Raw genomic sequence first — 14,287 nt, 5'->3', positions numbered from 1 at the left:
AATTTTCTAATCTAAACTTTGTAAAGGAAACTCACAACTATGAATAAGAAAAAGATTATTGCAACCGTAGTAATGATTGTCGCACTAATAATGATTCTTGTAATAACGTTGAACAAAGAGGAAGAGCAACCCGTGAGCGGCTTTGAAGCGCACAAAATCGTTGCACATGCCATGGGGGGAATCAACGGCTATGCGTATACCAATGCTTGGGAGGCATTTGTCGCTAACTATGAACGGGGCACTCGCGTATTTGAAGTTGATTTTTTGCTATCGAAGGATGATCAGTTGGTTGCTCGGCATGAATGGACAGGCAATATGAGCAAGCTTTTAGGTCAGTTGGAGGTTCTCCCTGCTAATAAACAGGGTGTGGCACTAGATTACGAGGAATTTATGGACAGCCCCATCCTGAATATATACTCTCCCCTTGATATTGAGAAGGTGCTTGATCTAATGCAGAATTATCCAGATGCTTATATCGTTACGGATACCAAAGAAATCCAACCGGATCTTATAGAGAAGCAATTTACATTGCTGACCCAAGCGGCGCAGCGTCGGGATCCAGCGTTGTTGGAGCGGATAGTTCCACAGATCTACAATCAGCCGATGCTTGATGAGATCAATAAGGTGTATTCTTTTCCAGAAGTGCTTTACACCTTGTACCAATCTAAGGATACGGATGAACAAGTTATTGAGTTTGTTAAAAAAACAGGTGTGGATATTACGATGCCAGTTAGCCGGGCCACCAAGAGTTTTGTCAAACAGTTAAAAAATATCGGAGCTCGTGTATACGTTCATACAGTGGATGAAGAGGATGAGATTAGAGAGTTATCTCGTATGGGTGTAGACGGATTTTATAGTGATTTTGTGCCTGAAAATGATTTGAATAACCTCAAAGGTATGCGCTGAAATCTTTCTCCACTCATTACCACTAATATATCCCCACAAAGTGATGCTTTCCTCAGATGCGTATTCAGGTACTTTGCAGGGACCCCAAATTTATATACGAAAAAATGTTCGTATTTTTGTTCGCTTTAAATTGACACACCTCCTGTGCTGGCATAGACTAGATCTATATCTTTTGCGGCGGCAGGAGTGTTTTGTCTTGCCCAAATGACAATTAAGGATGATTCTCATGAAATCAGTACAGCAAATGATCAAACCTTGGCGGCATGTGTTTAAGTTGGACCCGGATCGTATGATTTCTGATGAGGATTTGGAGGCCGTTTGCTTGTCCGGCACGGATGCCATATTGATAGGGGGCTCTACAGGAGTAACCTATGAGAATACAGTAGATCTCTTATCAAGAGTAAGACGTTTTGAGCTGCCCTGTGCACTCGAGGTATCCGAACTTGAAGCTGCTGTACCCGGATTTGATCTTTATATGATTCCTATGGTGCTAAATACACCCGATCCAGCTTGGATTGTAGGTCATCATCGTCGAGCTATAGAGCGTTATGGATTTATGATCCCATGGGATCAGCTGCTAACGGAAGGTTACGTCGTTTTGAACAGTGATTCTTCAGTTGCGCGGATTACAGGGGCCGAGACAACCATTAATGCTGAAGAGGCGGCTGCGTATGCCCAGGTTGCGGACAAGCTGATGTCTCTGCCAATAGTATATCTTGAATATAGCGGTAGATTTGGGGAGATGGAGACAGTACGTATAGTGCGTGAGATGGTGGAGCAAGCCCAACTATTTTATGGAGGCGGCATTACTTGTGAGGCGGAGGCCGAGCAGGCAGCAGCTCTATGTGATACAGTAGTTGTCGGCAATATTATTTATCGGGATGTAGAGCAGGCAATTCGTACGGTATTAGCTGTTAAAAAGACGGTGCAAGAGCAGTTCGAGTAGCGGCTAGCTTATGGACTACTTATGATTTGTAATTTCATTTTTGGAAAGGAGCATGTTACACATGCAACTTATTAACATACAAGACGCGGTCAGCCGATTGAATCCTCCACAAAGGCAGGCTGTCGAAACTACTGAAGGACCCCTTTTGATTATGGCTGGTGCGGGCAGTGGGAAGACGAGAGTGCTGACTCACAGAATTGCCTGGCTGATTGCTAATCGAAAGGCGCCGCCTTGGGCGATTTTGGCGATTACATTTACGAATAAAGCTGCGAGGGAAATGCAGGAACGTGTATCTAAGCTCGTTGGACCTGAGGGAAGAGATATTTGGGTATCTACCTTTCACTCCATGTGTGTTCGGATCTTGCGGAAGGATATTGAGCGGATTGGATTTACCTCCAACTTCTCGATTCTGGACTCTACAGATCAGTTATCAGTCATTCGTAATTGCATGAAGGAACTGAATATTGATACGAAAAAATTCGAACCGAAAGCTGTACAAGCCATAATTAGCGCATCTAAGAATGAGTTGATAACTCCGGCGCAGTATGAGCAAAAAGTCGGTGATTATTTCGAAGGTTTAGTTGCTAAGGTTTATAAAATGTATCAAAGACGTTTGAGAAGCAATAACTCGCTTGATTTTGATGATTTGATTATGAAGACTATCGAATTATTTAAGGAAGTTCCCGAGGTTCTGGATTTTTACCAAAAGAAATTCAAATACATCCATGTGGATGAGTATCAGGATACGAACAGAGCACAATACATGTTGTGCCGCATGCTGGCAGACAGCCACCACCGCATTTGTGTGGTAGGGGATAGTGACCAGTCGATCTATCGCTGGCGTGGTGCGGATATTACGAATATTCTTAATTTTGAAGAGGATTATCCGGAAGCGAAGACGATTCTGCTAGAACAGAATTACCGTTCAACCGCTAATATCCTGAATGCAGCCAATGGGGTAATCGCGCTTAATAGTGGCCGTAAACCGAAAAAGCTGTGGACCGATTCCGAGGAAGGCGCCAAGATTAAGGTGTACCGGGCGGATTCCGAGCATGACGAAGGATATTTTGTAACCGGAGAAATCAGCAAAAATGTGAAACAAGGTCAAGCCTACCAGAATCACGCGATTTTGTATCGGACGAATGCTCAGTCACGGGTAATAGAGGAAATTCTGATCAAATCAGATATTCCATATCAAATCGTTGGCGGGATCAAGTTCTATGATCGTAAAGAAATCAAGGATCTGCTGGCGTATCTACGTTTATTGTCTAACCCTGATGATGATATCAGCCTGACGCGTATTATTAATGTTCCTAAGCGTGGATTAGGAGATACAACGGTTGGTAAGCTGGCAGCTGCGGCTGGTGAACGTGGTGTTTCTATTTTCCGAGTACTGCAAACGGTCGATGATTTGGGCTTTGCTGGACGGACACGGAATATGCTAGTAGAGTTCTACGATATGATTGAAGCTCTGCACCGTATGGTGGAGTTCTTGTCTGTAACCGAATTGACGGAAAAAATACTGGAGATGTCGCAGTACCGTTTGGAGCTGCAAAATGAAAATACACTCGAGTCACGCTCGCGGTTAGAGAATATCGATGAGTTCTTATCGGTGACGATGGAGTTTGAAAAGAACAATGAAGACAAGTCGCTGGTCTCCTTCCTCACGGATCTTGCACTTATCGCAGATATCGATAGTGTGAACGATGATGAAGAGGATCGTAGTGATGCGGTTGTGTTAATGACGATGCACAGCGCCAAAGGTCTGGAGTTCCCGACGGTATTTATCGTCGGAATGGAAGAAGGCGTGTTCCCACACAGCCGTGCCTTTCAGGACAACGACGAGCTGGAAGAGGAACGCCGGCTTGCGTATGTAGGGATCACCCGCGCGGAGAAACAACTGTTTCTCTCTTGTGCGCGGATGCGCACGCTCTTTGGGCGGACGACGGCGAACCAACCGTCCCGCTTCTTGGAGGAGATTCCGGAGGAACTGAAGGAAGATACCGTTAAGACTCAAGACCGCTTCCAGCGCGGAGGCGCGGAGGTAGGCGGTGCTTACGGCGGACGCGGCTTCGGCAGCGGTGGCCGTGGGAACTTTGGCGGCCGAGGTGGCGCCGCCGGAGCTACACCGGCAGGCGGCGGAAGCACGGCGTCAGCGGCGGCAAGCAAGAGCAGCGTGACCGTGACCTCCGGAGGCGCACAGCGTGCTACCGGAGCAGGGGCTGCTGCAGCTGGCGATTACAAAGCGGGTGACAAGGTCTCCCACGGCAAATGGGGCACGGGCACCGTTGTATCTGTTAAAGGCAGCGGGAATGACACGGAGCTACAGATTGCTTTTCCGGCACCCGTGGGTGTGAAACGTCTGCTTGCGGGGTTTGCACCGATTACCAAAGTGGAATAATAACAGACAACGATTAACGAACGGATATTTAGATCACGCTAACTTTAGGAAACTTATTGACGGAGGGATGTACCTGCATGGATGCTATGCATGTGATGGAAGAGCTTGTTGCGGAATTAAATAACTATAATTACCACTACTACACGCTGGATGCACCGCTAGTCAGCGATAAGGAATACGATGTTTTATACGACAAGCTTGTAGCACTGGAGGCTGAGAGTGGCTTCGTACTACCGGATTCGCCCACACAACGTGTAGGTGGAGAGCTGCTTAAGGGTTTCACGCCGCATCGGCATCTGGCACCGCTTTGGAGTCTGGATAAAGCACAGAATATTGAACAGCTGCGCAGCTGGAATACCCGGGTGCTCCGGTTAGTGAATGAATACAATCTCAAGAATCCAGACAACCCTCTTCCTGATCCTTGTTATGCAGTAGAACTGAAGTTCGATGGCTTAACGCTGAATTTAACCTATCGTAATGGTGTTCTCGAACAGGCATCGACGCGTGGCAATGGTGTAGTTGGCGAAGGAATACTTGCACAGGTGAAGACCATCAAATCCGTTCCATTGACGATTCCCTTCAAGGATGGGGTCATTGAGGTTCAGGGTGAAGGGATTATGAATCTGTCTGTGCTGGCTGATTATAATACAAGGGCTGCAGAGCCGCTGAAGAATGCGCGTAATGCAGCAGCAGGTGCACTGCGTAATCTTAATCCGAAGACTACTGCGGACCGCCGTTTGAACGCTTTTTTCTATAATGTAGGCTTTGCAGAAGGTGCGGAGTTCGCTGATCATCAGGAAATGATGGATTTTCTGCGGAATAACAAATTTAAAGTGAACCCATACCTGACCTACTGCAATGATTTTGATGATGTAACTGAGCAGCTTGCTGGAATCGAGGAGAGTCGTTCGAGTCTCGATTACCTCATTGATGGGGCTGTAATTAAGGTCACGGATTTCAGAATCCGTGAGGTGCTTGGATACACTGACAAGTTCCCGCGTTGGGCAGTAGCTTATAAATTTGAAGCCGAAGAAACGACGACCGTGCTGGAGTCTGTTAGCTGGAATGTAGGTCGTACAGGTAAAGTGACTCCGCTGGCTCGGGTTGAGGCTGTAGAGCTTGCTGGAGTTACCGTTCAGAACTGCACCCTGAATAATGTGGGTGATATTGAGCGCAAAAACTTGAAATTCGCCTTAGGTTCGCGGGTCTTTATTCGCCGTTCCAATGATGTTATCCCAGAAATTCTCGGCAAGGTAACAGAGGAGAATGACGGTGGAGAGATTATTTTCCCTGAGGATTGTCCAGCTTGTGGATATCCGTTAGAAATGCGCGGAGCACATCTTTTCTGTAACAATAAACTGAATTGTAGGCCGCAGATTATCAGTCGGATCACCCACTTTGCTTCGCGTGATGCGATGGATATTGAGACATTCAGTGAGAAGACGGCGGGTCAGCTCTATGATGAGCTTAATGTACATGACTCTGCGGATCTGTATGAACTGAACTTTGAGCAGCTCGTACAGCTGAACCGTTTTGGTGAGAAAAAAGCACAGAATTTGCTGCAAGCTTTAGAAGATAGCAAAGGTAGAGATCTTGCTTCATTTCTCTTTGCGTTAGGGATCCCTAACACAGGTAAAGCAACGACGAAGATGTTGGCTGATCATTTCCGCGATCTGGATGCCGTGATGCAGGCCAAAGCCGAGGAGCTCGCTGAGTTACCAGACATTGGTGGGATTGTCGCCGAGAGCATTGTCAGCTTCTTCGCAGATCCAGTTGTAGTAGCTAATGTTTCCCGCTTGCGGGCGTTGGGTGTGGAAGCGAAGGCTCCTGAGGCGCCACGTCCTGTTAGTACCGATTCCTTCTTTAGTGGCAAAACGGTCGTATTGACCGGTTCCTTGCAAAAGCTTACCCGAGATGAAGCAGCTGAACGTCTGGAAGCACTCGGAGCAAAGGTGTCCGGAAGTGTGTCCAAGAAGACAGATTTAGTTATCGCTGGTGAAAAAGCTGGCAGTAAGCTGGCTAAAGCGCAGCAGTTAGGCATTCAGGTCATTGAGGATGAAGATGAGCTAATTCGCTTGTTGGATATGTAAGTAACAAACTATATTCGATTCCAAAAGGTTCCGGGTTCCATTTCGTTTAAGTGCGAGAGGAGCAGGGGCCTTTTTTGCGTGGATACAACTAAACGTTTCTTTTTTAGAAAAAAATTCGGATGATCTGCTAATATATAGGCTATAGATATTTATTACTATATTTGAAAGGAAACCCTTCCTGTGAAGAGAGAAACGATATTGTTAGTAGATGATGAGAAGGAAATTGTAGAACTGTTAACGATTTATCTCTGTAATGAAGGCTATAGACTGCTAAAGGCTTATGATGGAATGGAAGCGCTGGAATGTCTGCAGAAAGAGGAAGTTGATCTAATTATTCTTGATGTCATGATGCCTAAAATGGACGGGTTAGCTGCATGTATGAAAATCCGTGAAGAGCGGAAAATGCCAATTATCATACTATCAGCCAAAAATACAGATATGGACAAAATCTCCGGCCTGAGCCTCGGGGCAGATGACTACGTGGGCAAGCCGTTTAATCCCTTGGAGATTGTGGCACGAGTAAAATCACAGCTGCGCCGTTATCACGGATTTAATAAGGATAGTAATACGTTGGGAAACGACAGCAAACTAAGCTTTGAGGATCTGACTATAGATACGTCTAAGCATGAGGTGTATGTAGACCAGCAGAAGATTAAACTGACTCCGCGGGAATTCTCTATTCTAGAGCTTTTGGCGAGACACCAAGGTCAAGTGCTTAGCTTGGAGCAAATTTACAATAAGGTATGGAATGAACCTTTTCTAGATGGCGGTAACACAGTGATGGTACATATTCGTAATCTCCGAGACAAAATCGAAATCGATTCGAAACGCCCACGTTACATACAAACCGTCTGGGGAGTTGGCTATAAATTGGACGGACCTTCCTGAAAGGATTAGGTGAGGCTTCTTGAATTCTAAATATATAACGACGATTCGCTGGAAGTTTATGTTCGCTTTTTTGCTGAGTGTGCTTTCGGGCGCTTTACTGCTCATGGCAGGGTACCAACTCGTCAACTTTATGATCTATCTAAATCCGGCTTCAGAGTCGGCTCCCTATTCACGCATACTGCGCTGGATTATTAATCATATTGGTTCTATGCCACTAATGACAGCAGCGGGTATTATCAGCTTTTTATTATTCTTTTTTATCTACACTCGTAAAGTTGTGCTGTATCTGGAAGAGATCACGAAAGGGATTCGAGAAATTACAAGCTCCGGGATGTCCCATAGAATTGAAGTCAGAACCACGGATGAGCTGGGTGTGCTGGCTGAGAATATTAATGAAATGGCTGAGCGTTTGCAGCACTCCATAGAGGAGGAACGTAAAGCTGTAAATGCAAAAAATGACTTGATCACAGGTGTTTCCCATGATTTACGCACCCCGCTTACCTCTGTCTTGGGTTTTCTGGAATACATCGAACAAGATCGATGTCAGGAAGAAGCGGAAATACGGTATTACGTGGATATAGCCTACAACAAATCCCTGGTGCTGCGTAAACTGATCGATGATCTTTTTGAATACACACGTGTAAATAGTGGAGAGTACCCTTTGGTTATGCAGAGATTGGATTTGAAGGCTTTCATACGGCAGCTGGCGGAGGAGTCGGTTCCTGAACTAACAAAGGCGGATATGGTCTATGAGATCGAGGACGTTGCTGATGAGTTATGGATAGAGGCTTCGCCTAAAGAATTAGTACGTGCTTATGAAAATCTGATTACTAACGCGATCCGTTACGGCAGAAGCGGCGGAAAATTGGAGATAGGTTTCAGTAAAAAGGAAAAGGATGCTGTGGTCCGTATTAGCAACTTTGGAGACAGGATTGCGGAAAGTGATATCCCTTTTATTTTTGAACGATTCTATCGGGCAGAAAAGTCGCGTTCACAGCATACAGGTGGCTCAGGGCTTGGACTTGCGATTGCCAAAAGTATCATCGAACGCCACAATGGCGTTATTTATGTAGAAAGTACATCTCTTCGCACGGATTTTATTACCCGTTTCCCATTCTTCATAGAATCTTAAGAAAACTCTGGCGGGTTCTTAAGATTTGGAAGTTATCCTTGTGGCACAAGGAGGGAACTACCATGCCAAAACTTCGGACGGTTCGTATCAGCTATTTATATATTTTTATGGGTTGCGCTCTTTTGAGTGCTGCCTTTCTTTTTGTTGTCCAGCGGGCTGTCGCTTTGCTGTATTCTCATTATTCGGGCCAATCAGAAGCCTTTTTTGTCCGGCTTATTCATTGGGTTATTAATCATATGGGTCAAACCCCTAGTGCCATCCTTCTATTTATTCTAGTCTTCGGTGGGCTGTATGTTCTTCGTTCACAGAAAATAGCTGATGATTTGCGCTCGCTAGTGGTGGGAACCTCGGAGCTGGCAGACAAAGGAGTCGCTCAGAACATCAAGGTTCTTTCTGGAGGAGAAATAGGTGAAATTGCTGCTAACCTGAATCGAATGCAAAGAATAGAAGTTCCAAATAGAGATGCAAGCTCAAAGCGGATAGAGGACACACTAGCAGTAGCTTTATTAATAAGGACTAGGGCGATCCTTCGCACCCTCCGTGAGGTTGAAGAGAATGAGGCGGAAGCACATACACTTCTTGCAGCAGCGAATGATGAAGTGCGCAGTATGGAGCGGTTCCTGGAGAACCTGATTATCGAATCATGAGCAGATGGAATGCACGCACCCGGATATTGCGAGTAGGGTACCTATTATTTGATGTGAGTGTTATTAGTACGGTATTGGCGCTTTTGATTTTGTTCTATGTATACCAGTATGGGGGGGGCGTACTTAACCGGCATGAGGATAGGCTGCAATTGCCAGAATCAAGCCTCATCACAGCTTCAGATGGAACAGTTATACGAATGACTCCGCTACCGAGCTCGGGTTATAGGCTTACAGCAGAGCTTGAGGAGATGCCGGCTTTATTAATAGATACTTTTTTAACAGTAGAAGACCGCCGTTTTTATAGCCATCAAGGGGTCGATTATAAAGGGATATCACGCGCTTTCTTAAAAAATATCTTGGACATGAGTTTATCAGAAGGTGGCAGTAGTATTACTCAACAGCTTGCTCGCAATCTTTATTTGAACAGAGATAAGAACATGCTGCGCAAGTTAAATGAAACCTCTATTGCTTTTGCCTTGGAGCAGCGACTGACGAAACGTGAGATTTTGCAGCTGTACCTCAATCAGATTTATATGGGGCGGGGACAATATGGAGTAAAAGCAGCAGCGAAGCGTTACTTCGGCGTGTCTGATCTGAAAAAATTGGAGATCTGGCAAATAGCCACTCTGGCGGGAATCCCTAAAGGACCCTCTATTTATAACCCAGTAGACAATAGTGCATTATCCAAAACGAGAAGAAATCTAGTGCTAAAGATGATGTTCAATCAGCGACTAATCACGTATGAGCAAATGCAGGAAGCTCTGAATAAACAATATCAGCCTCCAGCTGCGGTCGAAAATGGGGTTGCCGGAGTGTATTATGTGGATGCCGCCCTTAAGGAAGCGGCTCAGATCACAGGGAAATCCGTAGAGGAGCTTCGTACAGGCGGCTACACTATAGTTACAGGTTTGAACATCAAAGCACAGCAGGCACTTGAGCAGGCCGTTCTCAAAGAGGCTTCATTTCCACCTGACGGAAAAGATCAGCAGGTAGAAGCAGCTATGACCATAATGGATCATCGTACAGGAGAAGTAGTGGCGTTGATTGGTGGGCGAGATCAAAACGAGGGCAATTTGAACAGAGCTATTATTGATGCACGTCAGCCTGGTTCCAGCTTTAAGCCGATCATTGATTATGGACCTGCACTCGAGAGCGGGAAATTCAACTCGAATAGTGTGCTGTCCGACCGTAAAGTTGCTTATGGCAGCTATAAGCCTGAGAACTTGAACGGTATATACCAAGGTCAGGTTACAATGAACACAGCTTTGCAAAAGTCCATCAATGCACCAGCTGTATGGCTATTGAAGCAGGTTGGAATCTCTTCTGCGCGGCAATTTGCCGCCAAATTAGGAATTGTACTGACGGAGGAGGACAATCATTTATCTATAGCTTTGGGGGGGCTTCATAATGGGGTTTCTCCACTAAAAATGGCCCAGGCCTACAGTGTCTTTGCTAGTGGAGGCAAATTTAATGCGGCTCATATGGTGCGCTCCATAACGGATTCAAAAGGGAAGGTCTTGTATACTCATCCCTCTGAATCACGTCAGGTAATCTCGCCGCGTACCGCAGAAGCGATGACGGCTATGTTACGCAATGTTGTTAATGAAGGAACAGGGAAAAAAGCGCAGATGAACAGACCAGTAGCGGGAAAGACCGGTACGACCCAATTGGACTTGGCTGGCGTGAGCAAGAAAGCCAATCGGGATCTTTGGTTTGTAGGCTATACTTCGGAGTGGACAGCTGCGGTATGGATGGGTTTTGATCGTACGAATCAGGATAATTATATGACTGAAGGCAGCGGGAAGGCTGCCGCTCTATTTTCTACAGTAATGAGTAAAGCCTTAAGTGATCATTGAGAAGTTATTGCGCCGCCCATTCTTCTAATTTCTCATCTCTAGGAAGCAGCAAGGCAAGAAACCCAAGCAGCGGGAGGAAGCCGCAAGCGATGAACACTTTAGCAATCCCGATACTATCAATGAGGTTGCCGAGGACTAATGAGCCGATCCCGCCGAGTCCAAAAGCAAGTCCCGTGATCAGACCTGAAACTGTGCCAATGTTGCCCGGATATAGCATTTGAGCATAAATGACGGTAACCGAGAAGCTGGACAGAAGTATGAAACCGCCAATCAGCAGCAATACAGCCGCCCATAATGGACCTACAAAGGGTAGAGCAAGCGCAAAGGGGACGGTTCCGACCATTGACAGTAAGATGAGATTACGCCGTCCAAAACGGTCAGCCAGCGGACCCCCAAAAAATGTACCCACTGCGCCAGCAGCCAAATACATAAAAATATAGATTTGGGCTTTATCCAGTGTCATTTGATATTTGTCCATTAGATAGAAGGCGTAGTAGCTACCGATAGAAGCGCCATACCAAGACCTAACAAAGACTAGGAATACAAGAATAATCGTTGCTGTTCGTATGCTTTTTCGGCGGGCGGGGTCGATTGCTCGTGCTGTTGATTTTTTATGAAAGGTATAACCGGCATCTAGCATTTCTCTATACCAGCGAGCTACATAGGTCTGAACAGCGATTCCGGCAGCCGCGACGATCGTGAAGCCTAGGGCACCAATCTGGCCAAAGGGGATGAATACCCATTTCGTAAGCATTGGACCAAGGGACTGTCCAGCATTGCCGCCCACTTGAAAAATAGATTGCGACAATCCCTTTCGCTGACCTGCGGCCATATGAGCAACACGCATACCCTCTGGGTGGAAGGTGGCTGAACCGAATCCGATCAGGATAACCGAGAATAAGACCAGAAAATAGCTATTGGCATAAGCCAATAGAAGTACACCTAAAAATGTGCTGCACATACCTAGTGGTAATAATATAGGACGGGGTTTACGGTCTGCAGCATATCCGATGACGGGTTGGATTACTGATGACGTCATATTTAAAGCGAATGAGATCCATCCAATCTGGGCGAAAGAGAGCAGTAGATTATCTTTGAGAATAGGGAAGATTGCTGGAATGACTGCCTGTATAGAATCATTAAATAAATGAACAAAACTGACAGCTAACAAAATTTTATAAATCGTTGCCTGCTGCAGATTACGCTGCTCTTTGTCCTTGCTGTCTACCGTGGACGCAGCGTCTGTAGGTTTGGTCTTCATTTTGACTCCTCTCTGTACTGATAGTTAGAAGGTAAGATTGGCGAATACGATAAATTCTATTTAGCCACAAATAATGGATGAATGGTATCAATTTGTGTTGTATCGAAGTTATTTATACGAATGATTTTTTTATTTCAAAAAAAGCTTGCAAACTCAATGACAGCATGGTATATTATCTCTTGTGCTTACGACGCATCGCACATACGAAACACAAGCGATGAAAAAATAAGTTGACAAGATAGAAACAAACATGATATACTCTAATTCCTGTGCGAGAGACATTGAATGTCGAAATGCCAGGAGCAAGTTCTTTGAAAACTGAACAAATGGAACACGTTAATTTTTAAAAAAAGATTCATTTAATGAATCGTCAGTTTCAAAATGAGCATATCGCTCTTTTCAATACTAATTGGAGAGTTTGATCCTGGCTCAGGACGAACGCTGGCGGCGTGCCTAATACATGCAAGTCGAGCGGAGTTATTTTGAAAGCTTGCTTTCAAAATAACTTAGCGGCGGACGGGTGAGTAACACGTAGGCAACCTGCCCTTCAGACTGGGATAACTACCGGAAACGGTAGCTAATACCGGATAATTTCTTTTTTCTCCTGAGAGAAGAATGAAAGACGGAGCAATCTGTCACTGAGGGATGGGCCTGCGGCGCATTAGCTAGTTGGTGGGGTAACGGCCCACCAAGGCGACGATGCGTAGCCGACCTGAGAGGGTGAACGGCCACACTGGGACTGAGACACGGCCCAGACTCCTACGGGAGGCAGCAGTAGGGAATCTTCCGCAATGGGCGAAAGCCTGACGGAGCAACGCCGCGTGAGTGATGAAGGTTTTCGGATCGTAAAGCTCTGTTGCCAGGGAAGAACGTCCGGTAGAGTAACTGCTACCGGAGTGACGGTACCTGAGAAGAAAGCCCCGGCTAACTACGTGCCAGCAGCCGCGGTAATACGTAGGGGGCAAGCGTTGTCCGGAATTATTGGGCGTAAAGCGCGCGCAGGCGGCTATTTAAGTCTGGTGTTTAAACCTTGGGCTCAACCTGAGGTCGCACTGGAAACTGGGTGGCTTGAGTACAGAAGAGGAAAGTGGAATTCCACGTGTAGCGGTGAAATGCGTAGATATGTGGAGGAACACCAGTGGCGAAGGCGACTTTCTGGGCTGTAACTGACGCTGAGGCGCGAAAGCGTGGGGAGCAAACAGGATTAGATACCCTGGTAGTCCACGCCGTAAACGATGAGTGCTAGGTGTTAGGGGTTTCGATACCCTTGGTGCCGAAGTTAACACAGTAAGCACTCCGCCTGGGGAGTACGGTCGCAAGACTGAAACTCAAAGGAATTGACGGGGACCCGCACAAGCAGTGGAGTATGTGGTTTAATTCGAAGCAACGCGAAGAACCTTACCAGGTCTTGACATCCCTCTGAATCCACTAGAGATAGTGGCGGCCTTCGGGACAGAGGAGACAGGTGGTGCATGGTTGTCGTCAGCTCGTGTCGTGAGATGTTGGGTTAAGTCCCGCAACGAGCGCAACCCTTAACTTTAGTTGCCAGCAGGTAATGCTGGGCACTCTAGAGTGACTGCCGGTGACAAACCGGAGGAAGGTGGGGATGACGTCAAATCATCATGCCCCTTATGACCTGGGCTACACACGTACTACAATGGCCGGTACAACGGGAAGCGAAGCCGCGAGGTGGAGCCAATCCCATCAAAGCCGGTCTCAGTTCGGATTGCAGGCTGCAACTCGCCTGCATGAAGTCGGAATTGCTAGTAATCGCGGATCAGCATGCCGCGGTGAATACGTTCCCGGGTCTTGTACACACCGCCCGTCACACCACGAGAGTTTACAACACCCGAAGTCGGTGGGGTAACCCGCAAGGGAGCCAGCCGCCGAAGGTGGGGTAGATGATTGGGGTGAAGTCGTAACAAGGTAGCCGTATCGGAAGGTGCGGCTGGATCACCTCCTTTCTATGGAGAATCGTTCTCTGCAATGAGGACATTCAAATCGGAAGCTCAGCTTCCAAAACTAATTAACGTGTATCCATTTGTTCGGTTTTGATGGAATTTGCGGGGCCATAGCTCAGCTGGGAGAGCGCCTGCCTTGCAAGCAGGAGGTCAGCGGTTCGATCCCGCTTGGCTCCACCAACAAACTTCATCTATTTGT

The 14,287-nt window shown here is 46.5% G+C and carries 9 protein-coding genes, 1 tRNA gene and 1 rRNA gene; 10 read left to right on the top strand and 1 reads right to left on the bottom strand.

What is annotated here, in order from left to right:
* Positions 1-39: 39 nt before the first annotated feature.
* The 8 genes from MKZ16_RS29875 (at position 40) to MKZ16_RS29840 (ending at position 10,866) form a co-directional block, all read left to right on the top strand.
* Positions 40-906, top strand: coding sequence for a phosphatidylinositol-specific phospholipase C/glycerophosphodiester phosphodiesterase family protein (locus MKZ16_RS29875; protein ID WP_038573481.1), 867 nt, complete (start codon positions 40-42; stop codon positions 904-906).
* A gap of 226 nt (positions 907-1,132) precedes the next feature.
* Positions 1,133-1,852, top strand: coding sequence for a heptaprenylglyceryl phosphate synthase (locus MKZ16_RS29870; RefSeq protein WP_094902717.1), 720 nt, complete (start codon positions 1,133-1,135; stop codon positions 1,850-1,852).
* Positions 1,853-1,913: 61 nt separating this feature from the next.
* On the top strand, positions 1,914-4,253 hold the full coding sequence (pcrA, locus tag MKZ16_RS29865; RefSeq protein ID WP_036678664.1) for a DNA helicase PcrA: 2,340 nt from the start codon (positions 1,914-1,916) through the stop codon (positions 4,251-4,253).
* Between the two features lie 77 nt (positions 4,254-4,330).
* Positions 4,331-6,343, top strand: coding sequence for an NAD-dependent DNA ligase LigA (gene ligA / locus MKZ16_RS29860; protein WP_036678665.1), 2,013 nt, complete (start codon positions 4,331-4,333; stop codon positions 6,341-6,343).
* Positions 6,344-6,523: 180 nt separating this feature from the next.
* The gene (locus MKZ16_RS29855; RefSeq protein WP_036678667.1) at positions 6,524-7,231 is read left to right on the top strand and encodes a response regulator transcription factor; all 708 of its coding nucleotides are present in this window, start codon (positions 6,524-6,526) and stop codon (positions 7,229-7,231) included.
* Between the two features lie 19 nt (positions 7,232-7,250).
* Positions 7,251-8,363 (top strand): HAMP domain-containing sensor histidine kinase, encoded by a 1,113-nt coding sequence (locus MKZ16_RS29850; protein WP_036678670.1) that lies wholly within the window; start codon positions 7,251-7,253, stop codon positions 8,361-8,363.
* Between the two features lie 62 nt (positions 8,364-8,425).
* Positions 8,426-9,010, top strand: a complete 585-nt coding sequence (locus tag MKZ16_RS29845; protein ID WP_076107107.1) for a HAMP domain-containing protein — start codon at positions 8,426-8,428, stop codon at positions 9,008-9,010.
* Positions 9,007-10,866: a PBP1A family penicillin-binding protein gene (locus MKZ16_RS29840; protein WP_076107108.1), complete on the top strand. Its 1,860-nt coding sequence runs from the start codon at positions 9,007-9,009 to the stop codon at positions 10,864-10,866. The genes MKZ16_RS29845 and MKZ16_RS29840 overlap by 4 nt, the downstream gene beginning before the upstream one ends.
* A gap of 4 nt (positions 10,867-10,870) precedes the next feature.
* Here MKZ16_RS29840 and MKZ16_RS29835 read toward each other — a convergent pair whose 3' ends face one another.
* Complete coding sequence (locus tag MKZ16_RS29835) at positions 10,871-12,127, bottom strand: MFS transporter (protein ID WP_036678676.1); 1,257 nt, start codon at positions 12,125-12,127, stop codon at positions 10,871-10,873.
* 406 nt (positions 12,128-12,533) lie between these two features.
* Between MKZ16_RS29835 and MKZ16_RS29830 the strand changes: the two genes are divergently transcribed.
* Together MKZ16_RS29830 and MKZ16_RS29825 are read left to right on the top strand one after the other, a co-directional pair.
* Positions 12,534-14,091 (top strand): 16S ribosomal RNA (locus MKZ16_RS29830).
* A 101-nt stretch (positions 14,092-14,192) separates the two neighbouring features.
* Positions 14,193-14,268 (top strand) — tRNA-Ala (locus MKZ16_RS29825).
* Positions 14,269-14,287: the final 19 nt, after the last annotated feature.

The organism is Paenibacillus sp. FSL R5-0928 (assembly GCF_037970385.1).
Lineage (GTDB): Bacteria > Bacillota > Bacilli > Paenibacillales > Paenibacillaceae > Paenibacillus_AQ > Paenibacillus_AQ odorifer.
Note: the sequence above shows the minus strand (reverse complement) of the source record. Positions and strands in the feature narration are given on the sequence as shown.